We start from the raw sequence: 26822 nt of genomic DNA, 5'->3' as shown, positions 1-26822 counted from the left end.
TAAAAAGGAGTCCAACCAATCTCAACGCTTTACATGTGCCCTGAGGCAGGTAGTTTTTTGATGCAGATGGGTAGTGACGCGGGGGGCTCCACGGTTTGAATTCTGTACTCCGAATTATCGGGCAACGGTTATTGCTCGGTTTGGTGACGTTGATCGTAGTTTCTCTGGTGATCTTCATCGCTGTGAACGCGCTACCGGGCGACTTCGCCCAGGCGGTGCTTGGACAGGGCGCGACAGACGAGGCGGTCGCTGCGATCCGTAAGGACCTCGGCCTCGATCAGCCCTATTTCTACCGATACTTCACCTGGCTGGGCGGCATGTTGACCGGCGATCTGGGCGTCAGCTTCGCGCAGATGAACTTTGCCTCCAACATGGGCGGCACGCAGCTTAAGGGCGTGCTAGAGCAGATCGCGCCCCGGTTCATGAACACGATGTTCCTGGCGGGTGTGACCGCGGCGATTGCGGTGCCCTTCGCGGTGATCCTCGGGGTCCTGGCGGCGCTCTACCGCAACTCGGTCTTCGACCGCGCGACGAACATCACCACGCTGACCTCAATCTCATCGCCGGAATTCTTCCTGGCCTACATCCTGATCCTGTTCCTGGCCGTGCTGAACCCGGTCTTCCCATCGCTGTCGAACATCTTCGAGGGCATGGGCTTTGGCGAGCGGCTGGAGAAGACCATGCTGCCCGCGCTGACGCTGACGCTGGTGGTGACGGCGCATATGATGCGCATGACCCGCGCGGCGATCATCAACTTGCTCGCGAGCCCCTATATCGAGATGGCGCGGCTCAAGGGCATCTCGCCGATGCGGGTCATCGTGGTGCACGCGCTGCCCAACGCGCTGGCGCCGATCATCAACGTGATCGCGCTGAACCTGGCCTACCTGATCACCGGCGTGGTCGTGGTCGAGGTGGTGTTCGTCTACCCGGGCATCGGGCAGCTCTTTGTGGATAGCGTCAAGATCCGCGACATCCCCGTGGTGCAGGCCTGCTGCCTGATCTTCGCGGCGGCCTATATCCTTCTGAATCTCACGGCGGACGTGCTTTCGATCCTGTCGAACCCAAGACTGAGGCATCCAAAATGACCTGGTGGCTATGGATCATATTGGGCGCCGTCGTCATTGGCGCCGCGGCCTGGGCCTTCCGCATGGCGGGGCAGCAGGCAACGGGCAACAAGCCGTTCTTTCGCGACATGCCGTTCGGGGTGGCCTTTGGCTATGTGCTGGCCGCGGTCTTGTTGGTGTTCTTCGTGTGGTTCTACTTCCAACCGGCAGAGCTGAACGGCGCCCCGCGGGCCTCGGTGATGTTCTTCCGTTGGGCGATGAACTTCTTTTTGATCTCCGCGGCGGCGGCCTTGGCGTTCAAGTTTCTGGGCAGTTTTGTGGGCACCGAGGGGTCGCGCAAGCTGTTCCGGTCGATGCCGCTTACGGCGAGCTTCGGCCTCTTGGTCATTCTGATCTACACGGTGCTGGCGATCTTCGCGGGCATCATCGCGCCGCATGGCCAGGAAGAGATCTTTGCCCAGGCCAATGTCGTGCCAGGTGGCAACCCCGCGATGGGCGGCAACCCGGACTTCCCGTTGGGCACGGACCAGATCGGCCGCGACATCTATAGCCGGCTGATCTATGGCGCGCAGAACACGGTGGGGATCGCCTTTGCGACGACCTGCCTGGCGTTCTTTCTGGGCGGCTCGCTTGGGTTCCTGGCGGCGACGCTGGGCGGCTGGCTGGACCAGATCCTGTCGCGCCTGGTGGATGTGCTGATGGCGATCCCGGCGCTGATCTTTGCGCTCTTGCTCATGACCATCGCGTCGGTCTGGGCGCCCACGCTGGGCATCCCGCTGACCGTGTTCATGGTGCTGATCATCGCGGTGATCGACAGCACGCGGGTGTTCCGACTGGCGCGCGCCGTGGCGATGAACATCGTTGTGATGGATTACATCGAGGCCGCCAAGCTGCGCGGAGAGGGTCTGAGCTATCTGATTTTCCGAGAGATCCTGCCCAATGCGACCGCGCCCTTGCTGGCCGAGTTCGGGCTGCGGTTCTGCTTTGTGTTCCTGACCATCGCCTCGCTGAGCTTCCTCGGCGTGGGCATCCAGCCGCCGCTGGCGGACTGGGGCACCATGGTGCGCGACCTGGCGCAGTTCATCAACTTCGCCGCCTTCGCGCCGCTTGTGGCCACCGCGCCTCTGCTGGCGGCGGGCGCCATCGCGCTGCTGACAGTGGCGGTGAATTTCGTGGTGGATTGGATGCTTCACAAGTCGTCAGGTCTTAAGGAATGATGAAGGCGCCGATCCAAAATAGCCCTCTCCCTACCGCCCTTTATGGTAAGGCGATTCGGATAACATTCGGTAAAGCGTTGAGAAATGACTGCGGCACCGAACTGTGGAGTGACCGATGAGCGACAGTGACGTCCTTGTAGAAATCAAAGATCTCTGGATCGAGGGCCGCTCGGACGAGACCTGGAACCCGATCATCAACGGCGCCTCGATGACGCTCAAGCGCGGCGAGGTGCTGGGGCTGATCGGGGAAAGCGGCGCGGGTAAATCCACGCTGGGCCTGGCCGCGATGGGCTTTACCCGCGACGGGGTGCGGATCAGTTCGGGCGACGTCAAGTTCGACGGGATCGACCTGGTCAACGCCTCTGCCGCGGTGAAGCGCGAGCTTTTGGGCAAGCGCATCGCCTATGTGGCGCAGTCCGCGGCGGCGTCTTTTAACCCCGCGCATAAGCTGATCGACCAGCACACCGAGGCTCCGGTGCAGCACGGCGTCAGCTCGCGCAGCGACAGCCAGGCCGATGGTATCGAGCTTTATGACCGGCTGCGCCTGCCCAACCCCGACGAGATCGGGTTCCGCTATCCGCACCAGGTCTCTGGCGGGCAGCTGCAGCGTGCGATGACGGCCATGGCCATGGCCTGCCGCCCCGACCTGATCATCTTTGACGAGCCGACCACCGCGCTGGACGTGACCACGCAGATCGAGGTCCTGGCCTCGATCCGCGACATCGTCGAGCAGTTCGACACCGCCGCGATCTACATCACCCATGACCTGGCCGTGGTGGCCCAGATGGCCGACCGGATTAAGGTCCTGCTGAAGGGCGACGAGGTGGAAGAGAGCGACACGCGCTCGATGCTGTTGAACCCGCAGGAGGAATACACCAAGTCGCTTTGGGCGGTGCGCAGCTTTCAGCGCGACCAAAAGCCCGTGGCCGCCACTGACGCCACGCCGGTCATCAGCGTCAAGAACGTCACCGCCGCCTATGGCAAGGTGCCGGTGCTCTATGACGTCAGCTTTGACATCCATGCGGGCCGCACCGTGGCCGTGGTGGGCGAGAGCGGCTCGGGCAAGTCCACGACCGCGCGCTGCATCACCGGGCTGCTGCCGCCGCTGAAGGGGCATATCGAATTCAACGGCGAGACGCTGCCGCTGGACTACCGCAAGCGCAACAAGATGCAGCTGCGCCAGGCGCAGATGATCTACCAGATGGCCGACACCGCGCTGAACCCGCGCAAGAAGATCGGCGAGATCATCGGCCGCCCGGTGGAGTTCTACATGGGGCTCACCGGCGCCAAAAAGCGCGAGCGGGTGCGCGCGCTTCTGGACGAGATCGAGCTAGAGCCAGATCAGTTCATTGACCGCCTGCCCAGCGAATTGTCCGGCGGGCAGAAACAGCGCGTCGGCATCGCCCGCGCGTTGGCCGCCGAGCCGCAATTCATCATCTGCGACGAGGTCACCTCGGCGCTGGATCAGCTTGTGGCCGAGGGCATTCTCAAGCTCCTGGCCAAGCTGCAGGACGAGCTGGACCTGGCCTATATGTTCATCACACACGACCTGGCCACGGTGAAATCCATCGCCGACGAGGTGGTGGTGATGAAGGACGGGCGCGTCGTCGAGGCCGGCCCGAAAGAGGAAATGTTCCAGCCGCCGCACCATGCCTATACCGACCTATTGCTTAGCTCGGTGCCCGAAATGGACCCAGATTGGCTCACAAATCTGCTATCTGAGCGCGGAGTCGAGAACATCGGCGACGCGGCTGTTGATAAAATGTAAGCGAATCGCAATAACATTGATCACCACTTGGCGGGCTTGGCCTGCCGCAAACAAAGAACTTACTGGGAGGTAAGACATGTCAAGATTTACACGACGCGGACTTCTGAAGACCGGCGCCGCTGCCGGTGTTCTGGCCGCAACTGGTGTTCCCGCGGCGGCCATGGCCAAGCGCGGCGGCACACTGCGCCTTGGCATCGCCGGCGCGAACACGTCCGATAGCTGGGATGGTCGGACCCATTCCGACAGCTACATGATCATGCTGGGCCACGGCACGGTGTTTGACTGCCTGACCGAGGTGAACGCCGCGGGCGAGCTGGTCGGCGAGCTGGCCGAAAGCTGGGAGGCCTCTCCGGACGCCATTACCTGGACCTTCAACCTGCGCAAGGGCGTGACCTTCCACAACGGCAAGCCCTTTGGCGCCGATGACGTGATCGAGTCGCTGCAGATGCACACGGCCGAGGGCGCCAAATCCGCCGCCAAGCCGATCGTCGCCTCGATCACCGAGATGAAGAAACTGGGCGAGCACCAGGTGCAGTTCACCCTGGCGGCCGGCAACGCGGACTTCCCGTACCTGCTGTCCGACTACCACATCCTGATGTTCCCGGCCGGCCAGATCGAAGAGGCCATCGCCAAGGGCATCGGCACCGGCATGTACAAGGTCGAGAGCTTTGACCCCGGCGTGCGCGCCGTGGTGAGCCGCGTGGACGGCCACTACAAGGACGGCAAGGCGGGCTGGTTCGACAGCATCGAGCAGATCGCGATCAATGATTCTTCCGCGCGTATGAACGCGCTGATGACCGGCCAGGTCGACGCCGTGAACCGCGTGGACTTCAAGACCGAGGCGCTGCTGAAGGCGAACCCGGGCGTGGAGATCTTCGAAGTGACGGGCAACCAGCACTTCACCTTCCCGATGCTGACCAACACCGATCCGTATTCCAACGTGAACGTCCGCAAGGCGCTCAAGTACGGCATCAACCGTCAGGAAATGGTCGACAAGATCCTGCTGGGCCACGGCGCGATCGGCAACGACCACCCGATCGGGCCCGCGAACCAGTTCTACCACTCCGAGCTGGAGCAGCTGGAATACGATCCGGACAAGGCGTCGTTCTACCTCAAAGAGGCCGGGATGGATTCGATCAACGTCGATCTCTCGGCGGCCAACGCGGCCTTCCCGGGTGCTGTCGACGCGGCACAGCTCTACCAGGCCTCGGCCTCGGCGGCGGGCATCAACATCAACGTGACGCAAGAGCCCGATGACGGCTACTGGTCCAACGTCTGGCTCAAGAAGCCGTGGTGCGCCTGCTACTGGTCTGGCCGCGCCACCGAGGACTGGATGTTCTCGACCGCGTATGAATCCGGTGTGCCGTGGAACGACTCCCATTGGGAGAACGCGCGCTTCCAGGAGCTGCTGATCACCGGCCGCGCCGAGCTGGACACCGACAAGCGTCGCGAGATCTACCACGAGATGCAGGCGCTTATGTCGGCAGAGGGTGGCACGATCGTTCCGATGTACGCCAACTACGTGGACGCGCATTCCACCAAGCTGGCCAACTCGGGCACCATCGGCAACCTGTGGCAGATGGACGGCTCGCGCATCTCCGAGCGTTGGTGGTTCGCGTAAGCGACCCGTCTACGGACCTACCGAAAACAAAGGCGCCCCGGGATCACCCGGGGCGTTTTTCATTGGGCCGGGGCTTCGTGCACAGGGTCTGAGCGCCCATACACTGTCAAAACCCTGGCCTGACGCGCCCCGCGCGCTAAGATCGTCTCCATAGCCAGCGAGGAGACATGATATGTCCAAGCCAGTGATTGAAGAGCGCGAAAACGGCCCCCTTGTGATCAAGGGGCTGACCTCGATGACCGATGCCGCGGGCAACGCGGTAGAGGTCAAACCCGTCATGGCGCTATGCCGCTGCGGTGCGTCCAAGAACAAGCCGTTCTGCGACGGCTCGCATAGCGAGATCGGCTTCGAGAGCCGCGGCGGCGAGGCCTCGGGCAAGGACATTCTCCTGTCCTATCAGGGCGATGACGTCACGGTGATGTATAATCCGCGGGTCTGCTCGCACGCCGCGCATTGCGCCACGCAATTGCCCGACGTGTTCGATCCGCAGTCCAAGCCCTGGTGCAATCCCAACGGCGCGCCCGCCGACAAGGTCCGCGAGATCGTGCGCTCTTGCCCCTCCGGCGCGCTGAGCCTCAAAGAGGACGGCCATCTGATGCCCGGGGACCGGGCCGAGATCACGGTGGAAAAGAACGGCCCCTACTGGGCGCTGGGCGTCGACGTAGATGTCGATCCGGCGGGCGAGGGCGCCACGGCGGACAAGAAGGTTCTGTGCCGCTGCGGCCTGTCTGGCAACAAGCCCTATTGCGACGGCACGCATTACAACCAGGGCTGGAAGGACAGCTGACGCGCTCGAATTCAGCGTAGGATGGGTTTAAAACCCATCCTACTCTTCGCGGCGCGCGGCGTTTACCTAATCCGCTTGCGATAGACGGCCCTGCCACCGGGGCGCTGCCCGCTCTGCTCTGTGGCCCGGGTCTCATGCGTTTCATAGCTCATTTCAATTCCTTACCTGTTGTCGAGTTGCGCACGGACGCAGGTCACGCCCAACCGCGTGGCGCGGTAGGGGCGTCCGTTCTTAGAGTGGATGAACCGGCGCTTCTTGAGCCGGGTGAAGACGTCCAACGTGCAGTCCAGCAGCACGTAGCCTTCGCGGGTGAAGCATTGCACGGCACGTATTTTGCCATTGGGCGTGCGCTCAAAGTGAATCGCGCCGCCCTGCGCCAACGCGTGCAACACGCGCTGCTCCCGTTTAGAGATGTTCATTGGGTTTTCCGAGATATCTACGTCAACGCAACAGTCCGTCCGGCGTCACGCGCGGTCGGTCTGGTGGGTTAGGTCGGCCCAATCACAATGGGCCTCAGTGGCGTGCCACAATCTCTGACATAAAATCTCCATCGCCGGGCACCGGCCCAGCCCGGCCCGGATACCGCAAGCGCGGCCTTAAAACAAGACCGTCGCCCGCAAGGCGCGCGTCCTCTGGCTGCGGGGCTAAGGCCGGATGCACTCCGCGGGCGTGCGGTAAAAGCTGAACGGGTGGCCGCGATAGGCGCCGGTCGTTGGCGCGACCTCGGCGATCTGGACGGATGCGGCGCAAGGCGGCGCCTGTGCCGAGTGCAGCACCAACAGAACCTCGCCGTCCTGACCCTCAAACGCAAATCTCTGCGCGTAATGATGCGGCGGGCGTCCCGCGACGGGCATGGCAAAGACCTGCGCGGGGTGGTCCCGGCCGGTGTAGAAGAGATCGGCCAGAAGGTCTCGATCCCCCGCCACGACCCGGTCCAGCCCGGCATCCTCCGCGGCCTGCAGGATCTGTTGGCTCAGCGCGTGACGCCCCAGATAGCGGTTCAGCAAGGGTTGCCCGTCGCGCGCCAGAAACTCCGGCGCCGTGGTCGCCAAGGGGAATAACAGGCACAGGAACCCGTTCACGGCGAAGCTGGCGATCAGCCAGGGCCGCGTCAGCCGCGGGATCACCACCAAGAGCCCGGCCAGATACGCCGCCGCCGCCCAGTTCGCATAGGCGCGGCTCAGCAAGGCCTGCACGCAAACGATGGCCACGATGGGCAGCGCGAAAAGCAGCAGCATCCGCAGCGGCGGCGACAGCCGCGACCAGCGCAGCGCGGCCCATAGCAGCGCCCCGAACAGCACCGGGCCGAAGACCGCGAATTGCGCAAAGAAGAACTCGGCCAGCCCGCCCGGGTTCAGCCCCGCCCGGGCCGAGGGGTCGCGCACCCAATCGGCGTTGTCCAGCGTGTGCTGCACCGTGGTCAGCCCGTTGGCGATGTTCCAGATCAGGTTCGGCGAAGCGGTCACCAGGAACGCGACCAGGATGGTCGCCGCCCCCCGCCAGGAGGGCCGCGCGCTGGGCACCACCAGGGCCAGCACCGCGCAAAGCACGTAATAGATCGCGGCATATTTCGACAGAAAGGCCAGCCCCAACGCCGCCCCGGTGAGGATCGCGGCGCGCGCGCCGTCGCCCTCCAGCACGCGCAGGTAGCCCAGCAGGGCCAGGGCCAGGAAGGGGAACATGATCGTGTCGGTCGAGATCAACAGGCTGCCCACCGCGACCATCGGCAGCGTCACATAGGCCATCGCGGTCAGGATGGCCGCCGTCCGCCCAAACAGACGCGCCGCCACCGCGCCCAGGATCAGCGCCGTCGCGCCATGGAACAGCGGCCCCGGCAGGCGCACCCAGAACTGCGCGTCCGAGCCGCCCAGCTCGGTGAAGGCCCGGATCACCCAGCCGATCATCGGCGGCTTGGAGTAGTAACCAAAGGCCAGCTCTTGCCCCCAGAGCCAGTATTGCGCCTCGTCGACGAAGAGATCCGTGCGGTTGAGCGCCAGCAGGACCACGCGGGCCAGCGTCACCAGCCCCACGCCCAGCAAAGCGGGCGCCAGCCAGGACCTATCCGTCACGCTGCGCGCCATAGATGAACCAAAGGTTGCGCGCATAGACCACCACGCCCAGCGACTGGCCGAGGATGATCACCAGATCCTGCCGCCAGATCCCATAGGCGAACAGCATCAGCCCGCCCACAATCGACAGCCACCAGAAGGCCACCGGCACCACGGATTTCTTCTCGCGCTCGCTGGCGAACCATTGCACCAGCATCCGCCCGGCGAAAAGCAACTGCGCGGTGAGGCCGAAAAGGACCCAGGCCGCTTCGGTCCCGCTCTCGACCAGCAGCACAGAGAATAAGAGCTCCTGCACCTACAGCTCCTCGGGGTCCAAGGGGCGGGCCTTCTTGCGGCGCCGGATCAGCCAGGCCACGCCTATGAGGTCGTAAAGGCCAACCAGGGCGCGCTGGAGGTTAGAGTAGTTCGACCGCCCGGCCTGGCGCTCACGGTGGCTGACATCGACCAGGGCGATCTCCCAGCCGTCGCGCTTGAACAGGGCGGGGAGATAGCGGTGCATGTGATCGAAATAGGGCAGGTCCAGGAAGCCCTCGCGCCGGAAGCCCTTTAGGCCGCACCCGGTGTCGCGGGTGCCGTCCTGTAACAGCCAGCCGCGCAGCCCGTTGGCGACGCGCGAGGCCAGGCGCTTTGACAGGGTGTCCTGCCGCGCCACGCGCTGCCCGGCGACCAGCCCAAGCTGCCCGGCTTTGTCGGCCAGCAAGGGCCCAAAGAGCTTGGGCAGCTCGGCGGGCGGGTTCTGCCCGTCGCCGTCCAGGGTACAGATGATTTCGGCGTTGGCGGCGCGCACGCCGCTATGGACCGCGGCGCTCTGCCCGCCGGACTGGCCGTGGCGGATGACGCGCAGTGCGGGATGCTCGGACATCAGCGCGAAACCGCGCGCCGCGGTGTCATCGGTAGAGCCGTCATCGACCACGATGATCTCATAGGCGTCCAGCCCGGCGCAGGCCGCGGCGACCTCTGCCAGAAGCGGGCCGATATTGTCGGCCTCGTTCTTCATTGGGATGACAATGGAAACGTCGGTCATGGGCCCTCACACCGGGGGCTGCGTATCCAAACCCTGCGGGCTTGTCTACCGCCGCCTTGGTCCGCGCTTTAGCGTGTCGCCCAGCGCCAGGGTCGGTTTCAGCACGTGGCGCTCGGCCTCGGCGCTGGGATGCCCGGCGTGGCGGGCGATGATCTGCGCCGCCTCGCGCCCGATATCGGCGCGGCAGGCGTCCATGGTGGCCAGGGTCTTGGGCAGGCCCTCCAGCAGGCGCAGCCCGTTGAACCCGGCCAGGCCAATCTGACCGGGCACGTCGATGTCCTGATCCAGGCAGTAAAGCAGCCCGCCCGCGCCGACCATGTCGTTGGAGTAGTACAGGAAATCCAGGTCCGGCGAGCGCGTAAGCAGCGCCTGCGTCATCTCGCGGCCCTTCATGATCGACGACCCGCCCTCGTAGAACTCCTGGTCGGCGACCTCCAGCCCCTCCTTGGCCAGGGCCTCGGTGAAGCCCTCAAAGCGTTTGCGCGCGCGGTGGTCCAGGGGCATCTTGGTGCCCAGGAAGCCGATCTTGCGGTACCCGGCCTCGACGATGGCCTGCGCCATGTGCCGCCCGGCACGGCGGTGCGAGATGCCCACCATGGCGTCCACCGGCGTGCCGTCGCTGTCCATGATCTCGACGATGGGGATCCCGGCGCTGCGCAGCATGGCGCGGCTGGCGTCGGTATGCTCCAGCCCGGCGAGGATCAGCCCGGCGGGGCGCCAGGACAGCATGTCATAAAGGACCTTCTCCTCGCGCTCGGGCTCGTAATTCGTCACGCCATAGACGGGCTGCAGCTCGGTCTCGTCCAGGACCTCGGTGATGCCAGAGAGGACCTCGGGGAAGACCAGGTTGCCCAGGCTGGGCACGATCACCGCCACCAGGTTCACCCGCTGCGAGGCCAGGGCGCCGGCGATCTTGTTGGGCACGTAGCCCAGCGTCTTGGCCGCCTCCAGCACCTTGTCGCGGGTCTTCTCGCTGACGTCGCCGCGGTTGCGCAGCACCCGGCTTACGGTCATCTCGGAAACGCCAGAGGCCTCTGAGACGTCGCGCAGCGTCAGCGGGCGGTTGAGATTGGCAGAGGCATCACTGGTCACGACGGGCCCTCAATTGGCGGCTGTTATGTCTCTGTTACAGGGTCTTGGGCCAAGGTCCAAGGGGCATGGCGGCGTCGCAGCCTGCCGCGCGCTTAGGCACCTGTGCCCAATTCTTGGGCGAGGTGCGGATGGGATTGCGCGCATGCCCAGATTACCGCACTCTTCTATGACACCGATTAGCATCGTGACTAAAGATTCGCCCGTGACGAAGCACCAGACATTCGACGCCCTCGCGGCGCAGCCCCGGGCGGTTGGCGCGGTGGCGCTCTCGATGGGCGCGGGCGGTCTAAAGCACCTGCGGCAACAGGGCGCGATGAAGGCGCTGTTCCCGCGGGTCGATGAGGCGCCGCAGGTGGTGCTGGTGAACTCGGCGGGCGGGGCGACGGGGGGCGACCGCTTCTCGGTCGACATTACGGCGCAGGCGGGCGCGCGGCTGACCGTGACCACGCAAGCGGCAGAGCGCGCCTACCGCGCGCAGCCCGGCGAAACGGCGGTGATCCGCAACCATCTGAGCGTCGCGGACAGCGCGCGGCTGGACTGGCTCCCGCAAGAGATGCTGCTCTATGACCGCTCGGCTTTGGACCGGCGCCTGAGTGTGGATCTGGCGCCCAGCGCCCAGCTGGTGCTGGCCGAGACGCTGGTCTTTGGTCGCGCGGCGATGGGCGAGACGGTGCGCGAGATCAGGATCGCGGACCGCATCGAGATCCGCCGCGACGGCGCGCCGCTCTTTCTCGACCAAACCCGGTTTCAGGGCGATTTAGAGACGCATATGGCGCAGCCCTTCACCGCAAACGGCGCCGGGGCGATGAGCCTTGTCCTGGTGGCGGCGCCTTGGGCCGCGGCGCAGATCGAGCCGATCCGCGCGATCCTTCCCGCCTCTGCCGGGGTGTCCCTGATCCGCGACGACCTGCTCGCCCTCCGCATCCTGGCCGAGGACAGCTTTGCCCTGCGCCAAACCCTTGTTCCGATCCTGCAGCGCCTCTCCGGCACGCTGCCCAAACCCTGGAAGATCTAGACGATGCAACTGACCCCCCGTGAGAAAGACAAGCTCTTGGTCGCCATGGCCGCCGAGGTCGCCCGCAAGCGCCTGGCCCGCGGCGTGAAGCTGAACCACCCCGAGGCGATCGCGCTGATCACCGACGCGGTGGTGGAGGGCGCCCGTGACGGGCGCTCGGTGGCGGATATGATGGAGGCAGGCGGCCACATCGTGACCCGCGACCAGGTGATGGAGGGCGTCGCCGAGATGATCCACGAGGTCCAGGTCGAGGCGACCTTTCCCGACGGCACCAAGCTGGTCACCGTCCACAACCCGATCCGGTAGGATGGGTTTCAAACCCATCCTACGCACAGACGCATCAGGAGCGCATTATGATCCCAGGTGAGTACTTCGTCGCAGAAGGCGACATCACTTTGAACGCGGACCGCGAGGCCGTGACCGTGATGGTGGCCAATACCGGCGACCGCCCGGTGCAGGTCGGCTCGCATTACCATTTCGGCGAAGCGAATACGGCGCTGGTGTTCGACCGCGACACCGCCATGGGCATGCGCCTGGACATCGCCGCCGGCACCGCCGTGCGGTTCGAACCCGGCCAGCGCCGCGAGGTCCAACTGATCCCCATCGCAGGCAAGCGCGAGATCTATGGGTTCAACCAAAAGGTCATGGGGGCGTTGTGAGGATGGAATGGACAGCCGCGACCGACCCTCGGGGTGGGCGCCGCAACATTTCCTTAGGTCGCTTCGACCGTCGCGCGCGGATCGTCGGTTCGGGGCGTGCCCTTGAGAATGCGCCCTCCCCGTGGGGGAGGGTCGGGCGCGGCCCGTCGTTCCTCCGGGAAACCTTCGCTCAACCCGTGTCACCACCAGCCGCGGTATTGACCCAGAATGACGATAATGAAGGTCGTATAGGCAATTGCCTGCAGCCAGAATGCGGTGCTCGACATCTTTCCTACCCCAAAGGTAATTGCTTCTGGCATTTCAATGACAACAAACTGAGTTGTAGGAAAAAGTACTGAATCTGTAGGAAATTCAGGAAAGCCATCGACTGCTGCTCCCAGAACACAGCCAAGAGACATAGACATGCCAGCCACAATCAAACGCACCGACTACGCCGCCATGTTCGGGCCCACCACGGGCGACAAGGTGCGGCTCGCCGACACGGACCTGATCATCGAGGTCGAGCGCGACCTGACCGCCGAGGCCGTGGGCAGCGCGCAGACCGGCGGCGCGGGCCAGAACGCCGCGATCTACGGCGAGGAGGTCAAGTTCGGCGGCGGCAAGGTGATCCGCGACGGCATGGGCCAGGCCCAGACCACCCGCGCGGCGGGCGCCGTGGACACGGTGATCACCAACGCGCTGATCCTGGACCACACGGGCATCTACAAGGCGGATGTGGGCCTCAAGGACGGGCGCATCCACGCCATCGGCAAGGCGGGCAACCCCGACACGCAACCCGGCGTGGATATCATCGTTGGCCCCGGCACCGAGGCCATCGCGGGCGAGGGCCGCATCCTCACCGCGGGCGGGTTCGACAGCCACATCCACTTCATCTGCCCGCAGCAGATCGAGGACGCGCTGCATAGCGGGCTGACCACGATGCTGGGCGGCGGCACCGGCCCGGCGCATGGCACGCTGGCAACCACGGTCACCCCCGGCCCCTGGCATATCGGGCGCATGCTGCAGGCGGCGGATGCCTTCCCGATGAACCTGGCATTCGCGGGCAAGGGCAACGCCTCGCTGCCCGCCGCGCTAGAGGAGCAGGTGAAATCCGGCGCCTGCGCGCTGAAGCTGCACGAGGATTGGGGCACCACGCCCGGCGCGATTGATTGCTGCCTGTCCGTGGCCGACGCGATGGACGTGCAGGTGATGATCCACACCGACACGCTGAACGAGAGCGGCTTTGTCGAGAACACCGTGGCCGCCATGAAGGGCCGCACCATCCACGCCTTCCACACCGAGGGTGCGGGCGGCGGGCACGCCCCGGACATCATTAAGATCTGCGGCGAGGAGCACGTGCTGCCCTCCTCGACCAACCCCACGCGCCCCTTCACGGTGAACACCCTGGAGGAGCACCTGGATATGCTCATGGTCTGCCACCACCTCGACAAGTCGATCCCCGAGGACGTGGCCTTTGCCGAGAGCCGCATCCGGCGCGAGACCATCGCCGCCGAGGACATCCTGCACGACATGGGCGCGTTCTCGATCATCGCATCCGACAGCCAGGCCATGGGCCGGGTCGGCGAGGTGATCATCCGCACCTGGCAGACGGCGGATAAGATGAAGAAGCAGCGCGGGCGCCTGGCCGATGAGACCGGCGCGAACGACAACCTGCGGGCGCGGCGCTACGTGGCGAAATATACGATCAACCCGGCCATCGCGCATGGGATTTCGGGCGAGATAGGGTCGATTGAGCCGGGCAAGCGCGCCGATCTGGTGCTCTGGCACCCGGCCTTCTTTGGGGTGAAGCCAGAGATGGTCTTGCTGGGCGGCTCGATCGCCTGCGCGCAGATGGGCGACCCGAACGCGTCGATCCCGACGCCGCAGCCGGTCTACTCGCGGCCGATGTTCGGCGCTTATGGCCGCGCGGTGGAGCGCTCGGCGGTCACCTTCGTCAGCGCCGCGGCGCAGGCCGAGGGGATCGGTGACGCGCTGGGCCTGGCCAAGGACACTGTGGCGGTGGCCAATACCCGCGGCATCGGCAAGAAGGACCTGATCCTCAACGACGCCACGCCGCATGTCGAGGTGAACCCCGAGACCTACGAGGTGCGCGCCGATGGCGAGCTGCTCACCTGCCAACCCGCCGAGGTGCTGCCCATGGCGCAGCGCTACTTCCTGTTTTGATGCGGCCGCTGGCGATATTGGCCGCCCTGGCGGGAACCCCTGCCCTGGCGACCTGCCCGACCGCTGCGGATATGACGGGCGGTGTGGTGTTCACGCTGCAGGGCGGCGGCACCGAATTGCACAAGGTGATCCGCAAGGACTGGGTGCAGATCCGCGCCACATTCCCGGATGGCGACGCAAGCCAGCTAGAGCTGTTCCACGGGCTATATCTCAGCGCCAGCGTGGCCATCGCGAATGGGATTCCGCAACTTAGCGAGGCCTTCACCTACGCCACCGAGACCGAGCTGCAGCAATGGCAACCGCCGCGGCCAGACGGTGCCTGGGACAACGCGACGGCGGGCGGGGGAACCGCCAAATCTGGTCCGATCCAACCGGTGCAGCTTGGCGACTGCGTATACAATAGCTTCGACGTCGTCCTCACCTACACAAACGACGAGGGCTATGTAGAGACATACCGCTACCTCCCTGCGCTACGGACCGGGCTTCTTGTTGCGGCAAAGGATGAGAGCGGCACGCAGAACTATACCTATACAGACCTGCGCGTGAGCCAATAAACGAGGAACGAATTGTGCGTTCGAGCAGCCGGGAATTACAGCGGATCGTGAAAAACCTGAACCAGGTTTTGAAGCGGAACGCTTTCAGGATGGATAGATCGGAGACCCCCATGCGCCTCGCCTATGGTTTTTGCCTCGCCCTTTGCCCCTCGCTGGCCCTGGCCTGCCCGACGGCGGCTGACCTTGATGCCGGGATTCTTCTGACCGCCAAGACCGGCGATACCGAGACGTTCACCCGCTTCTCCGAAGACGTTGTGCAGTCGATCTACAGCGACGGTGACGGGTTCCAGAACCGGGCGCTGCTGGGACAGGGGGTTTATCTGCTGGAGCTGATGGACCTGGAGGACGGCAAGCTCGTTCCCGATACGCGCATCACCTATGCGTTCCCAGTTGTGCCAGGCGAATTGCCAGAACCGGTCGCTGGCGGGCTCTACAGCGCCGAGATCGCGGTGCAGGATGCCGGTGATGTGCAGCGCGAAGCGCAGCGCTACGAATTCAGCGAGATCACCCAGGCGACATATGCGGACTGCACCTATGATCTGATCAAAGTTGCCGTATCCTACGGCGATTCCGACAACACAATCGACCGGGTGCACTACTTTCCAACGCTGGGCATATCCTACCTGGCGGGGTCAAGCTATGGCATTGGCGCCGACCGGAAGGAGGACCTTTACGAATACGTCGCGATCAAGGCCCTCGCGCCCGCCGCCGCGAAGGGGGACGTCGGCAAGACCGACGCGTCGGGGAATTGATGCGCAAACCGTCTCTAAAACGGCTCAACAAGCACGATATCGTCCTCCCTTTCGGCTTTACCGGCGCGCTCGCGGATCAGCACGGTGCAGGACGCGGTTTCCTTCCAATAGCGCGGGTCGTCCCGGATCGCGGCGGGCAGGCTCTTGGCGTCAAAGCTGCGCCGCGTGCCGCGTCGTATTGTTGCAACGAACCGCTCGCCTTGGATCGGGGCGTTGGCGCGCGCCTCCAACAGCGCCTCGCGCAGGGCCTCCTCGCGCGCCTTCAGTGCCTTCATCTCGGCGCGCACCTGGCCAAGTGCGTCGGCGAGGTATTGGGCTTTGGCGCTGGGCAGGGTCATGGCCCCAGACTTCATACGTAGGGTTGATAAATCATGAACACGGACGCGGGTATTAGGGTGCGGGCGGGAGAAATCCGCCACAAGGACCAATGGTCCAACGCCGCCGACAGCATCGCGCTGGACTACGACGCGCGGTTCCTGCGCCGCAAGGTGCTGAGCACCTCGGGCGGGCTCTCGGTGCTGCTCGACCTGGCGCAGACGACCTCGCTAGAGCATGGCGACGCGCTGGCGCTAGAGGACGGGCGGCTGGTCGAGGTCATCGCCGCGCCCGAGCCCGTGCTGCGCATCACCGGCGACCTGCCCCGGCTGGCCTGGCATATCGGCAACCGGCACACGCCCTGCCAGATCGAGCCCGACCACCTGGTGATCCGCGACGACCCGGTGATCCGGCACATGCTGGAGCATCTCGGCGCCGGCATCACCAGCGTCAACGCGCCGTTCACGCCCGAGGGCGGGGCCTATGGGCACGGGCGCACCCATAGCCACGAGCACGGGCACACCGCGCATGACCATGACCACTGACCTCTTGACCCTGGCGCAGTGGCTCTCGCCCGCCTACCCGGTGGGGGCCTTCGCCTATAGCCATGGGCTGGAGGAGGCTATTTCGGCCGGAACAGTCTCTGACGCGCAGAGTTTGAGCGATTGGGTCACCACCGTGCTGCAGCATGGCAGCGGTTGGAATGACGCGCTTCTGCTGGCGGCGGCGTTCCATGCCGCGATGCCTGACGAGGTCGACGCCACCGCCCGGGCCCTGGCCGCCTCAAAGGAGCGCCTGCAGGAGACCGACCAGCAGGGCGCGGCCTTCGCCGCAACGACAAGCGAGGTCTGGGGCATCGACCTGCCGGACCTGACCTACCCGGTGGCGGTGGGGCGGGCCGCGTCGCTGATGCGGCTGCCCTTGCCGGAAACCTCCGCGCTTTACCTGCAGGCCTTCGCCAGCACGCTGGTCTCGGTGGGCGTGCGGCTGATCCCCCTGGGCCAGACCGCGGGCGCGCGGATCACGCAGCGCGCGGCGGCGCTCTGCGCCGGGATCGCCTCTGACACGCAGTCCGGCGACCTCGACCGGCTGACATCCACCGCGTTTTTGGCCGATATAGGGTCGATGCGCCACGAAACCCTCTATTCCAGGACCTTCCGCACATGAGCATGAACGGCCCCCTGCGCGTGGGCATCGGCGGCCCCGTCGGCGCGGGCAAGACCACCCTGACCGCGCGGCTCTCCGAGGCGCTGAAGCAGACGCACTCCATCGGGGTGATCACCAACGACATCTACACGCAGGAGGACGCCGAGGCGCTGATGCGGATGCAGATCCTGCCGCAGGACCGCATCATCGGGGTCGAGACCGGCGGCTGCCCGCACACGGCGATCCGCGAGGACGCCTCGATCAACATCCGCGCCGTGGCGCAGATGGTCGAGCGGCACCCCGAGGTCGAGCTGGTGCTGATCGAGAGCGGCGGGGATAACCTCAGCGCCACCTTCTCGCCCGAGCTGGCGGATGTGACGATCTATGTGATCGACGTGGCCGCGGGCGAGGAGATCCCGCGCAAGGGCGGCCCCGCGATCACCAAGTCGGACATCCTGGTGATCAACAAGACCGACCTCGCGCCGCATGTGGGCGCCAGCCTGGAGGTGATGGAGCGCGACGCCACCCGCATGCGCGACGGTCGCCCGTTCGTGTTCACCGCCTTGCGCCATGGCGAGGGCGTGGACGCGGTGCAGAAACTCCTGGCCGAGATCGGCGGGCTGTAGGCGCGCGCCAAGAGCATCGCTGTCGCCACATGCACGCGGCGAACGAGGCGCGCTCCGCGGATGACCGCTCCGAGCCCGGACCGGCCACTCCCGACCCCGTAGGATGCTGCGGGCGCAGTTGGCCTCTACCAGCCCGAAGCGGACATGGAGAGATTCGTTGCTTGGTGCTCATTGATCTGTTTCTCTGAGGTGGACAACGATACCTCAGCGGGGAGAATGCTTGTGTTGGTACAGAAAGATGTCCTGGCTTTTTTGATTGAAAAATGCCCTGGGCGCAGCGAGCAACAGCTTTCGGAGGCAATATTCGGCAGTGGCGATAAAGCCTATCAGCAACGAGTAAATCAAGACTGCCGAATGCTTGCTGACCAAGGTGAAGTCGAGAGGCGCGGAAAAGGAGGTTCCGGGGACCCATTTCGCTATTTCCCAGTGACTAGATAGTGACTTGTCTCAAAGCCTCAGGATCACATTTTTTAGCCCTTTTAAGACATTCAAACCATGTGCAGAGGGCATTCCTCTGCGGGGGCAAAAGATCCCGCCGGATTTTCCCGAAAGCGGACATTCCTCTCGACACGGACCATCACGAGCGTGCTAGGTATGAACAACCTATTGAGGCTCTGCAGCTAGGGCGTCTACTCAGGATTATCACTATTTTGTTTAAGGGGTTCGCCATCTGACTGTGGCTCTATCATCTTGAACGTGAAGTTTTTGTTCATTCCGAACACCATAGCTAGTGCACCAAAGTTTATGACGGCCGTTGCTAACAGCAGAAACCACTTCGCGTAAGCATTCCAATCAGAGCTGTAGACCTGCCATGATGCCGAACCTATCAAGGCCAAATGTGTAATTGGCAGAAGCAAAACAACTACAATAGTGATTGTAGTCATGAGGCCAGAAAACACGCTGAAACCCTTTTTGTGTTGGTAAAAGTCTTCCCCCCAAATGTTCAACTTGGGTCGGTATAGCTTGAGAAAAAAATCATAGTGTTTACGAGAAGCGTTGAAGAAGTCAGGATCGATCAGATTGCTATCAACGATACGGTTGCCGAACTGGTCGATGATGCCTCCATAACACTGGCTTGTTACGAAGGCTGCGCACATGAAATAAAATGCCATAGAGGCGCTGAACAAAAGAATTTCTTGGATCGCAGGAATGTCAGATATTTGCACCCCAATGATAGGAATCGTCCAATTTTGACCGTTTAGGATGAGAAACAGCAAAGCGTTTTGGGTGAACAGGGCACGAATTAGTTGGTCTTGCTTCTGCACAGCCTCTCTGTGCCGCTCGATGTATTTTTCGTATGTTTCCCGCCCAAACACTCCGTTTTTGTCTAAATTTAACTCTGCATCGAAGGTCATGTTCATACGAGCAATGGGGGATAAGCGAATTTCGTTATCTTTCAAATCTGACGCTCCTCTATCTCTCGCACTGTTCTGCTGCTCTTGCATGATGTCACGAGTTGAACGGCGTTGACACGCTCAATCGGCATCCTGGGGTTGTTTGCGGGACGGGGCGAAATGACACGCTAAGCCCAGTGCGGATAACATTGCAAACTCCGCTTCCTGCGCGGTTGCGACCTTTGTCGCATGCAAATCGCCGATGTGATGGCGTCAGGCCAGACCAAAGAGCGGGCGTCTGAGTGCTGTTTCGCTGCAGACCTGCTGCCGCACCGCCGCTAGGCAGCTCCGGGCCCCAAGCCGACGGGCAAGCGCCGTTGTCTGAATGGCGTGTCACCGGTGTTTCGGTCGACTTAGGCAGGGCCATGCGTAACGGGCGGCGTCATGCTTGCGTTTGTATCGATCAGTGGCATCCGACGTCACAGAAGAATGCAACATGTGGCAGTCCGCCGGATAGCCGAGCGACTGCTCCACGAACGGACCACGGGATGCGTTCTTGACTTCTACACCGCCCTTGGGCACCCAACCCATTCATACTGCACGGAGTTTGCCATGATAATCAGAGACGCCGTTGTCGGTGACGTGGAACAGATGAGCGCGTTCCTCAAGGAGCTAACCGCGTCCGGAAAGCGCAAGAGCCCGGACGACGAGGCGTTCGTCGCGGCGCACTACATTGATGCCCCCGGAAAGATACGATGCTCAGTTGCTGATGACGAAGGGAGCGTGCTTGGCTTCCAGTCACTGCAGCGCGCCGAGGATGGCAACAAGTGGGGGGTCGAACCTGGCTGGGGCGTCATCGGCACCCACATACGGCCCTCTGCGGCCCGCCGGGGCGTGGGGCGCGCGCTTTTCGCTGTCAGTCGCAAGGCTGCTGAGGTTGCCTCGATTACGGCCATTGACGCGACTATTGCGGCAGACAACCCTGAAGCACTGGCCTACTACGAAGCGATGGGTTTCAGGACCTATCGAACGTCCAGCGGGCTAATCTGCAAGTGTTTCGAAATCACGTGACTGCCGTTCTAGAAGACGAATGGTTCATATCGTCGAGTGGGACGCCGCGCGTGAAATCGGTCGTTGGGTGTTGTCCTCATGGAGCCTCAAGAGATCTTGCGACCGCGCGATTGTGAGTTGTCTTAGAGGGCGAACAAAGCTTTCTGCCTGTAGATCTCAAGTATCGCTGGGCTGAGAAGCTTTTTGTGAGATTGGCCCAAGCTGACATGGACGCAAACCGCGGCGAAATCACCCAATGAGCCCAGAACAACCGTTACTGCGCTTTGCGTGAACGACGGCTTTTTGAGATTACGGCATAACAACTCTCGCGCGAACGAGCTTCGTGCAACAAACACCGTACGTCACACAACGGGCGTTATGTGTTGAACGTTGGGGTTGAAACGGAATTTGACCAAGGGGATGAGCTAAATGTGACAGAAGCTGCATTTTTCACGAGTATTGCCTATTTGGACATCAGACTTTGGACCATTTTTAAAAAATATTTCTAGTGTCTTTACACAGGCCCAGGGCGACGTCATGTTTGTCTCATTGCATGTCAAAATCTTAGAAGCTCTGGTCTTATGGAAGCGATTGCCGAATATGTAATTTCGATCCAAGGCATTATCGGACTTGGCGCGGTTTTGTTTTTGCTTTTGGCTGTGATTTGGTTCCTTCGAGGCAAGTCGCGCTTTGACGCTATCGTTGGCACATCGATTTGGCTTGGCGGTATGGTTTTCGCATTAGTTTTTTATGTATATTACTATGCGGCCAGTTGGCCTCCAAACGCGCAAGACTGCATCGGTCGCGACGACTGCTCTGTGATTGTTAACGGCGGTACGATGGTGGGGGGGTCTTCTTCAGTGTATAAATTTGAAGGTAATTCAACGGACCTTCAAAGTCTTTATCCTGCGGGAACACGTTGCCAAGACATCTCTCCTGGTGCTGGGCAGGTCAAGCTGTCACACCCTTTGCCAGTAATGCTTGTTCGGACGACAAATCCAGGGAGCGTCGAGAATCAAGCAACGTTCTGTGAGTCCAGTGGCCTTAGCGAAAGCTGCGGTTCTGACACGCTCGCGCCAGGCGTTCGTGTCTACTTAATCGCGTGTCATGATTTTTCCGGTACAAGCGGGCAAGGACCAGTTCTACTCGAGTTATTCAATGTGGAGGAAGGCTAAGATGAAGCTAAGTCAATCACTTGTTTTCTTTTTTTGTTCAATAATTCCTGTTTCCGCTCAGTCTCAAGAAGAAAAAATTTCAAATTTTACGATGTGTTCGAGTGCTAGGTTGCTAGACGATCGAAAGACAATCAGACATGATTTTGATTTTAGGTTCGTCACTCCATTCGACACACCGAAACGTGTAGCCCTGATCAGTCTTGACAACAATGACCGTATGTGGCCGCAAGGTGAAGGTGCGCTCGCCTTGAGAAGCTATGTTGAATCGAGACCTTGGCACGTATTCAATACAGCGTCATTTCCATTGAGGCTTTTTTTCGTCCTACCAAACGAAGAGCTGCGCGAGCAATTGGTGTTTATGGGAGCCACGAGTACCGCCATTTCTAGGAGCACCGAGTTGAACGGCTCTAACCTTTACGATGTCATTACCGAAAACCGTATTAGCAATGAGTGTAAGGTGGATCTGGTTGCGTTTGGGGTTACGCGGGTAACCTGCGATAGTGTTGAAACAAGCTGCTAAAGCCTAGAAATCATTCACCATCTGTTAGGCAAGCGCGCTATCTGAATTTTCATTTTCGAATTGTGCGCGTTACTGGCCTCAAAATCCGATAAGGCCTGATATGTTAAGCTTGCGTTCGCGACGCGCCGAAGCTGCTGTTGGCGCAGCCTCAGCGAAACGACAGTTTGTCCGCAAAGCACCATTCGCTCGCCTATCCCCGCTCCGCGCGCATCTCGTCGACCTTCGCCAGCTCCTCGGCCAGCATGTCGTCCAGGCGGCGCAGCTCGGCTATGCGCATCTGTGCGAAGGTCGCCAGGATGCGGTTCATGCGCGCCTGATAGCCGTTGCCCATGGCGCGATAGAATTTCGCCACGCTCTCATCCAGCCGCAGCGTGATCTTCACCTTCTTCTCCTCGACGTCCACGTCCTGCTCTAGCGTGTCCCAGGCCTCGGGCACCTGCGCCTGCACGTGGTACTCGAACACGTCCTCGGATTTCAGATGCGCGGCGTTCAGCAGCAACCGCTCGAAGTATAGGCGCTGGGTCCGGGTCTTGGCGCGGCGCGTGATGCCGGAACGGTGCGGGTTGGTGGGCATGGCAATCTCCTGGGTCAAATCGCCGATATGCTAAACCAGCGGGGTTAAGCGACCCCTGCGGCACCGCGCGGGCGTGCCCGACACAAGTCCGACGTTTTGCCGACGCCTGCCCGACCGCGGTTTTGGCATGAAAACAAGGGCGTTTCGCGGGCGGCGACCGCCAGCGGTCGCGATCCTGCGCGCGCATCGTTAACCCGTTGGAAACGCCACCGTGCGGTCGCATCTGGCCGCGCCGATTGCAAGACGGGCCTTAGGGCAACGCGCTCACGCGGTATGCCGCCGTTTGCTGCTCTAGCCGCTCGACACCGTTCGCGAAGGCGTCCGGCCCGACGAGGCGGTATAGCAATCCGCTTGTGGCCGCTTTGGAAACAAGGCCTTGCGCCATGCCAAGCCCGGCAGGATCGGTCCCGCAGAGCCGCGCGAAACGCAGCGCCATCTCGGCCTGGTTATGCGGCCTGCGGTGGTGCCCCTCCGCGCGGCACAGTTCGAGCCCCGCGCGCATCTCCGCCTCCGACCGTGGGATCTCGCCGGACCAGGTATAGGCCAGAAATCGCGCCTGCTGCTCGAGGGGCGTCGGGTAGCTGCCCGCTTGCGCCCAGAGCCCCATAAAGGCGAGCCCCGGCAGCTCAGGATGCAGGGTAAACGCGTCCAGCTCGATATAGTCTTCGCTGAGCGCGACACGCCCCGTGATGTCGTCGGACAGGAACGGCAAATCCAAGCGGAACCCGGTGCCCGCCACGATGCCGTCGACCTCGATGCCGCTACCGTCCTCAAATTGCACCATAAAGCCGTCGATCCGCGCCGGCCAGGGCGCGGGCGTGACACGGCCTTCAGCGACGAGGTTCAGGTAATGCTGCGAGCCCGTGGCGCCCGCCTTGGCGAAGTCCGAATGCGGCTTGGGCGTGCCGTATCGGCTGGGATCGCCCGCGTGCTCCATGATCTTGGCCTCGCTATCGGCCAGCAAACCGGCCGGGTCATCCAGCGCCAGCCGCCCGCGCTCATGCGTGAACAAGCGGTACTCGATCGGCGTGCCCAGGAACATCTTGGGGTTCACATAGCGCTGGCGGCGCTGGCACAGATGCACCGAACCCGCCCCAAGCATAGAAAGATCCGAGGCGATCTCGAGGGACGAGATTGACCCGCCCAGAACGGCGACCCGCTTGCCTTGATAGGCCATCGGATCCTTGTAGTCGAAGGAGTGGATGACCCCCATCTCGCCGGTGAAACCCTCGGCGCCGGGGATCATGGGGGTCACCGGATCATTGAACCGCCCGGTGGCGATAACGACATGCTCCGCGCGGTCTTGAAACGTCTCTCCATCGGCCTTTAGGGTCAGTTCCCAGCCGGTTGCAGCGCGTTCCAGATGGGTCAGGCGGGTGCCGAAGCGGATCGCATCCAATAGGCCGAACTGGCGCGCGAAATCCTCGAAATACTGCCGTACCATGGCATTATGCGGAAAGAGCGGCGTGCCCGCGGGGAAGTCGAGATCGGAGAACCGCGTGGCCTCAATGAAGGTGTTTGTGACCATCTGAGGCCACACGCCGCTCATCGAATTGGTCCAGGACCATTGCCCGCCGACTTCTGAATGCGCCTCGTAGATCCGCGGCGCGAACCCCCGCGACTTCAGCCAGCGCGCCGCGGCCAGCCCACCGGGCCCGGCGCCGACAATGATCACGTCTGCGGTCATGCCATGGGCGCGCTATGGCACGGCGCGCTTGTCCTGCGACGAATGGCGCGGGGCTGCGTTAGAGGAATATTGTGATTCGGGGCGTCACAATGAGATTGGGTGGGCGGGCGCCTGTGCCTTTCGAAAACGCAGAAGGCGCGCGGGAGCCTGCGGCTCCCACCCATGTTCATTCTCTGGGGCGAATCGCTAATTTTCTTTGAAGTTTTTCGAGCCGGGACGATCCGTCGCAAAGAGTGATTGATCATCGCGACACCCCCTAGTGAAAGTACAACCCGCCGCAGACGTTCAGCGCTTGCCCGGTCACGTAATCCGCCAGGTCTGAGGCAAAATAGACCGCCGCGCCCGCCACGTCGCCCGGATCGCCAAGGCGCTTGAGAGATGTCGCATTCGTCCAGTATTCACGATCCGCGCCGACCAATTTATTCTGCGCCATTTCCGTTAGAATGATGCCCGGGCAGATCGCGTTGACCGTGATCCCATCTTCGCCCACCTCCTGCGCGTAGACCCGGGTCAGCGTCACCACCGTGGCCTTGGTCGCGGCGTAATGCCCCTCGGTCGGGATGCCCTGCCGGGCGGCCAGCGAGGCGATATTGATCACGCGCCCGAACTTGCGTTCCCGCATCTGCGGCAGGAAGGCGTTCGTGCACAGCAGCACGCCCTTGGCGTTGATATCGAAGTGCTTTTGCCAGCTGGCCTCGTCAAGGTCCTCAAGCCGGGATGGCACCAGGATGCCCGCATTGTTGACCAGCACGTCGATCTGTCCGGCCGCCTCGACGGCCGCCTCGACGCTTGCTTTGTCGGTCACATCAATCTCGACGAACTCGGCGCGTTGGCCGAGCTCTGTGATCTTAGTCATGAGCGCCTCGGCGGTGCCGCTCTGCGCTGCGAGGTCGGCGATCACGATGTCCGCGCCGGCCTTGGCCAGGCCCAGGGCGATCGCGGCGCCAATGCCTTGCGCGCCACCGGTCACCAGCACACGTCTTTCGCTCAGCATAGTCATATCTCCTTCACCGGCCAGGCGCCCATCGCCGCATAGGTGCTGTCAAAATCCTTGAGCACGCCCTGCGAGCCCAGCCCCGAGGCCACATGCGCCGCAACCGTATTGGCAAAGCGCGCGGTTTGCCGGATGTCCCAGCCCTTGGCGATCCCGGTGATCACGCCCGCGGTAAAGCTGTCGCCGCAGCCCGTCGTGTCGACCACGTCGATCTGATGCGCGGGCAGATGGAACGCATCGCCCTGGGCCGGGTCCACCCAGACCCCGTCGCCCTCTAGCGTGATCAGCGCGTTCTTCACCCCGCGGGCCTTGAACCATGCGGCGACCTCGGCGGGGGAGCCGCCCCCGGCCATCGCCCGCGCCTCTTCGATGGAGGGCACGAAATAGTCGATATAGGGCAGCAGCGGCTCGACCAGCCGCACGGTCTCGTCATTGGCGAGGATCAGGTCGAACACGGTTGTGCGCCCAAGCGCCTTGGCGCGCTGCAGTAAAGCCAGGGAGGGCGCGCCGTCGAACGCAGCCAAAAGCCCGGTCCCGCCCAGATGCACGATACGCGCGTCGCAGGCCGCCTCGATCCCGGCATCGTCCAGCGTGAATGTGTTCGAGGTGCCCGGCACGAAGAAGGCGCGCCGCGCGCCATCCGGCCCGATAGGCAGCATCGACATGGGCGATTGCACCGCGTCGTTCCGGCTGACCAGGCCGCAGTCGATCCCCGCGGCTTCCATCGCAGAGACCAGCCAGTCGCCCATAGGATCGCGCCCCATCTGGGTCGCCACCCGCACACTTAGCCCCAGCATGGCGCAGTCCAAAGCGGTGGCCCCGGCGGTGCCCGCCACGGTCATGGTCATTTGATCCACAAATGTGGCCCCGCCGCGCGGCGGCATCTGGTCGGCATGGGCGCACAGCGTGTCCAGCACCACAAAGCCGACCGCGGATAGGTCAAACTGCGTCATTCCTCGTCCTCCGGCGTGCCCAAGCCATAGGCGGCATTCTTGTCGATGACCTCTTGCACCTGCGCCTCTGACAGCGGGACCGGCGTGCCGATCTGCAAGCAGCCATGGTAGAGCCGCGCCAGGGTCTCCATCTCTTCGGCGCGCCAGAACGCCTGCTCCACCGAGGAGCCCACTGCGATCATCCCGTGATTGGCCAGCAGCACGCCGTGGCGCCCCTTCATGGCGGCGATTGCCACGTCAGAGAGCTCTTGCGTGCCGTAAAGCGCGTAGGGTGCGATGCGGATATTCGGCCCGCCAAAGATGTTGATCATGTAGCTCATCGCCGGGATCTCATACCCCATCGCGCCCAGCACCGTGCAGAAATTCGGGTGCGCGTGCACAACGGCGTTCACGTCGCGCCGCCGGGCGATGATGTCGCGGTGGAACCGCCATTCCGAGGACGGCGCGAACGGCCCGCTGGCCGCGCCATCGCCGAGCCGCACGAACGCGATCGCCTCGGGCGTCAGCGCGTCATAGGGCACCGATGTGGGCGAGATCAGCATCCCGTCGCCATGCCGGATCGAGATGTTCCCCGACACGCCCTGGTTCAGCCCAGAGCTGTTCATCTTGCGGCAATGGTCGATGATCGACTGCCGCTTTTCGAGTTCTGTGGGCTCTTGCATG

At 63.0% G+C, this 26822-nt stretch carries 30 protein-coding genes; 17 read left to right on the top strand and 13 right to left on the bottom strand.

Annotated features, from left to right (window positions below; translation table 11 throughout):
- Nucleotides 1-95 precede the first annotated feature (95 nt).
- The 5 genes from AIOL_RS18960 (at nucleotide 96) to AIOL_RS18940 (ending at nucleotide 6457) form a co-directional block, all read left to right on the top strand.
- Nucleotides 96-1085 carry an ABC transporter permease gene (locus AIOL_RS18960; protein WP_049644419.1) on the top strand — a complete coding sequence of 330 codons (990 nt, stop codon included), beginning with the start codon at nucleotides 96-98 and terminating at the stop codon, nucleotides 1083-1085.
- Nucleotides 1082-2281 carry an ABC transporter permease gene (locus AIOL_RS18955; protein ID WP_049644418.1) on the top strand — a complete coding sequence of 400 codons (1200 nt, stop codon included), beginning with the start codon at nucleotides 1082-1084 and terminating at the stop codon, nucleotides 2279-2281. The genes AIOL_RS18960 and AIOL_RS18955 overlap by 4 nt, the downstream gene beginning before the upstream one ends.
- Before the next feature lie 115 nt (nucleotides 2282-2396).
- Nucleotides 2397-4049, top strand: coding sequence for an ABC transporter ATP-binding protein (locus AIOL_RS18950; RefSeq protein WP_049644417.1), 1653 nt, complete (start codon nucleotides 2397-2399; stop codon nucleotides 4047-4049).
- 76 nt (nucleotides 4050-4125) lie between these two features.
- Complete coding sequence (locus tag AIOL_RS18945) at nucleotides 4126-5670, top strand: ABC transporter substrate-binding protein (protein WP_049644416.1); 1545 nt, start codon at nucleotides 4126-4128, stop codon at nucleotides 5668-5670.
- A gap of 172 nt (nucleotides 5671-5842) precedes the next feature.
- The gene (locus AIOL_RS18940) at nucleotides 5843-6457 is read left to right on the top strand and encodes a CDGSH iron-sulfur domain-containing protein (RefSeq protein WP_049644415.1); all 615 of its coding nucleotides are present in this window, start codon (nucleotides 5843-5845) and stop codon (nucleotides 6455-6457) included.
- Between the two features lie 161 nt (nucleotides 6458-6618).
- On the opposite strand, the gene AIOL_RS18935 is transcribed toward AIOL_RS18940, so the two are convergent.
- The 5 genes from AIOL_RS18935 to AIOL_RS18915 form a co-directional block, all read right to left on the bottom strand.
- Entirely contained in the window at nucleotides 6619-6876 is a 258-nt protein-coding gene (locus AIOL_RS18935) for a YjhX family toxin (protein WP_049644414.1), read from the bottom strand.
- A gap of 225 nt (nucleotides 6877-7101) precedes the next feature.
- A complete protein-coding gene (locus tag AIOL_RS18930; RefSeq protein WP_049644413.1) occupies nucleotides 7102-8526 on the bottom strand; it encodes an ArnT family glycosyltransferase in 1425 nt (474 codons plus the stop codon).
- Complete coding sequence (locus tag AIOL_RS18925) at nucleotides 8516-8821, bottom strand: lipid-A-disaccharide synthase N-terminal domain-containing protein (RefSeq protein ID WP_152912601.1); 306 nt, start codon at nucleotides 8819-8821, stop codon at nucleotides 8516-8518. Before AIOL_RS18925 ends, AIOL_RS18930 begins: the two co-directional genes overlap by 11 nt.
- The gene (locus AIOL_RS18920) at nucleotides 8822-9550 is read right to left on the bottom strand and encodes a glycosyltransferase family 2 protein (protein WP_082152686.1); all 729 of its coding nucleotides are present in this window, start codon (nucleotides 9548-9550) and stop codon (nucleotides 8822-8824) included.
- Between the two features lie 45 nt (nucleotides 9551-9595).
- The gene (locus AIOL_RS18915) at nucleotides 9596-10642 is read right to left on the bottom strand and encodes a LacI family DNA-binding transcriptional regulator (RefSeq protein WP_049644411.1); all 1047 of its coding nucleotides are present in this window, start codon (nucleotides 10640-10642) and stop codon (nucleotides 9596-9598) included.
- Nucleotides 10643-10844: 202 nt separating this feature from the next.
- Here AIOL_RS18915 and AIOL_RS18910 point away from each other — a divergent pair, with 202 nt between their 5' ends.
- From AIOL_RS18910 to AIOL_RS18900, 3 genes are read left to right on the top strand one after another with little or no spacing between them, the layout of a single operon-like run.
- A complete protein-coding gene (locus tag AIOL_RS18910) occupies nucleotides 10845-11657 on the top strand; it encodes an urease accessory protein UreD (protein WP_235439090.1) in 813 nt (270 codons plus the stop codon).
- Between the two features lie 3 nt (nucleotides 11658-11660).
- Complete coding sequence (locus tag AIOL_RS18905) at nucleotides 11661-11963, top strand: urease subunit gamma (RefSeq protein ID WP_049644410.1); 303 nt, start codon at nucleotides 11661-11663, stop codon at nucleotides 11961-11963.
- A gap of 47 nt (nucleotides 11964-12010) precedes the next feature.
- Entirely contained in the window at nucleotides 12011-12316 is a 306-nt protein-coding gene (locus tag AIOL_RS18900) for an urease subunit beta (RefSeq protein WP_049644409.1), read from the top strand.
- Between the two features lie 179 nt (nucleotides 12317-12495).
- Here AIOL_RS18900 and AIOL_RS25235 read toward each other — a convergent pair whose 3' ends face one another.
- A complete protein-coding gene (locus tag AIOL_RS25235) occupies nucleotides 12496-12720 on the bottom strand; it encodes a hypothetical protein (RefSeq protein WP_152912600.1) in 225 nt (74 codons plus the stop codon).
- Here AIOL_RS25235 and ureC point away from each other — a divergent pair.
- The 3 genes from ureC to AIOL_RS18885 all read left to right on the top strand — a co-directional run bounded on the left by ureC (nucleotide 12719) and on the right by AIOL_RS18885 (nucleotide 15785).
- Nucleotides 12719-14479, top strand: a complete 1761-nt coding sequence (gene ureC / locus AIOL_RS18895; RefSeq protein WP_049644408.1) for an urease subunit alpha — start codon at nucleotides 12719-12721, stop codon at nucleotides 14477-14479. The two genes, AIOL_RS25235 and ureC, sit on opposite strands and share 2 nt — an antisense overlap.
- A complete protein-coding gene (locus tag AIOL_RS18890) occupies nucleotides 14476-15033 on the top strand; it encodes a hypothetical protein (protein ID WP_235439089.1) in 558 nt (185 codons plus the stop codon). Before ureC ends, AIOL_RS18890 begins: the two co-directional genes overlap by 4 nt.
- Before the next feature lie 89 nt (nucleotides 15034-15122).
- A complete protein-coding gene (locus tag AIOL_RS18885; RefSeq protein WP_152912599.1) occupies nucleotides 15123-15785 on the top strand; it encodes a hypothetical protein in 663 nt (220 codons plus the stop codon).
- Nucleotides 15786-15799: 14 nt separating this feature from the next.
- On the opposite strand, the gene AIOL_RS18880 is transcribed toward AIOL_RS18885, so the two are convergent.
- The gene (locus AIOL_RS18880) at nucleotides 15800-16138 is read right to left on the bottom strand and encodes a hypothetical protein (protein ID WP_049644405.1); all 339 of its coding nucleotides are present in this window, start codon (nucleotides 16136-16138) and stop codon (nucleotides 15800-15802) included.
- An 18-nt stretch (nucleotides 16139-16156) separates the two neighbouring features.
- Here AIOL_RS18880 and AIOL_RS18875 point away from each other — a divergent pair, with 18 nt between their 5' ends.
- Genes AIOL_RS18875 through ureG form a run of 3 tightly spaced genes read left to right on the top strand, consistent with a single transcriptional unit; the run spans nucleotide 16157 to nucleotide 17872 of the window.
- On the top strand, nucleotides 16157-16645 hold the full coding sequence (locus tag AIOL_RS18875; protein WP_049644404.1) for an urease accessory protein UreE: 489 nt from the start codon (nucleotides 16157-16159) through the stop codon (nucleotides 16643-16645).
- Nucleotides 16635-17267, top strand: coding sequence for an urease accessory protein UreF (locus AIOL_RS18870; RefSeq protein ID WP_049645545.1), 633 nt, complete (start codon nucleotides 16635-16637; stop codon nucleotides 17265-17267). Before AIOL_RS18875 ends, AIOL_RS18870 begins: the two co-directional genes overlap by 11 nt.
- A complete protein-coding gene (gene ureG / locus AIOL_RS18865) occupies nucleotides 17264-17872 on the top strand; it encodes an urease accessory protein UreG (RefSeq protein ID WP_049644403.1) in 609 nt (202 codons plus the stop codon). The genes AIOL_RS18870 and ureG overlap by 4 nt, the downstream gene beginning before the upstream one ends.
- 629 nt (nucleotides 17873-18501) lie before the next feature.
- Here ureG and AIOL_RS18860 read toward each other — a convergent pair.
- The gene (locus AIOL_RS18860) at nucleotides 18502-19272 is read right to left on the bottom strand and encodes a hypothetical protein (protein ID WP_152912597.1); all 771 of its coding nucleotides are present in this window, start codon (nucleotides 19270-19272) and stop codon (nucleotides 18502-18504) included.
- Between the two features lie 546 nt (nucleotides 19273-19818).
- On the opposite strand from AIOL_RS18860, the gene AIOL_RS18855 reads away from it, so the two are divergent.
- The 3 genes from AIOL_RS18855 to AIOL_RS25225 all read left to right on the top strand — a co-directional run bounded on the left by AIOL_RS18855 (nucleotide 19819) and on the right by AIOL_RS25225 (nucleotide 21951).
- A complete protein-coding gene (locus tag AIOL_RS18855; protein ID WP_049644401.1) occupies nucleotides 19819-20277 on the top strand; it encodes a GNAT family N-acetyltransferase in 459 nt (152 codons plus the stop codon).
- 560 nt (nucleotides 20278-20837) lie between these two features.
- The gene (locus AIOL_RS25230; RefSeq protein ID WP_152912596.1) at nucleotides 20838-21431 is read left to right on the top strand and encodes a hypothetical protein; all 594 of its coding nucleotides are present in this window, start codon (nucleotides 20838-20840) and stop codon (nucleotides 21429-21431) included.
- Between the two features lies 1 nt (nucleotide 21432).
- Nucleotides 21433-21951: a hypothetical protein gene (locus AIOL_RS25225; protein WP_152912595.1), complete on the top strand. Its 519-nt coding sequence runs from the start codon at nucleotides 21433-21435 to the stop codon at nucleotides 21949-21951.
- Nucleotides 21952-22141: 190 nt separating this feature from the next.
- Here AIOL_RS25225 and AIOL_RS18850 read toward each other — a convergent pair whose 3' ends face one another.
- The 5 genes from AIOL_RS18850 to AIOL_RS18830 all read right to left on the bottom strand — a co-directional run bounded on the left by AIOL_RS18850 (nucleotide 22142) and on the right by AIOL_RS18830 (nucleotide 26821).
- Nucleotides 22142-22525 (bottom strand): BrnA antitoxin family protein, encoded by a 384-nt coding sequence (locus AIOL_RS18850; protein WP_049644400.1) that lies wholly within the window; start codon nucleotides 22523-22525, stop codon nucleotides 22142-22144.
- A gap of 250 nt (nucleotides 22526-22775) precedes the next feature.
- A complete protein-coding gene (locus tag AIOL_RS18845) occupies nucleotides 22776-24212 on the bottom strand; it encodes a flavin-containing monooxygenase (RefSeq protein ID WP_049644399.1) in 1437 nt (478 codons plus the stop codon).
- Between the two features lie 256 nt (nucleotides 24213-24468).
- Entirely contained in the window at nucleotides 24469-25206 is a 738-nt protein-coding gene (locus AIOL_RS18840) for an SDR family NAD(P)-dependent oxidoreductase (protein ID WP_200898770.1), read from the bottom strand.
- A gap of 2 nt (nucleotides 25207-25208) precedes the next feature.
- Nucleotides 25209-26159, bottom strand: coding sequence for a carbohydrate kinase family protein (locus tag AIOL_RS18835; protein WP_049644397.1), 951 nt, complete (start codon nucleotides 26157-26159; stop codon nucleotides 25209-25211).
- On the bottom strand, nucleotides 26156-26821 hold the full coding sequence (locus AIOL_RS18830) for a class II aldolase/adducin family protein (protein WP_049644396.1): 666 nt from the start codon (nucleotides 26819-26821) through the stop codon (nucleotides 26156-26158). The genes AIOL_RS18835 and AIOL_RS18830 overlap by 4 nt, the downstream gene beginning before the upstream one ends.
- Nucleotide 26822: the final 1 nt, after the last annotated feature.

The organism is Candidatus Rhodobacter oscarellae (assembly GCF_001078595.1).
Lineage (GTDB): Bacteria > Pseudomonadota > Alphaproteobacteria > Rhodobacterales > Rhodobacteraceae > Rhodobacter_B > Rhodobacter_B oscarellae.
Note: the sequence above shows the minus strand (reverse complement) of the source record. Positions and strands in the feature narration are given on the sequence as shown.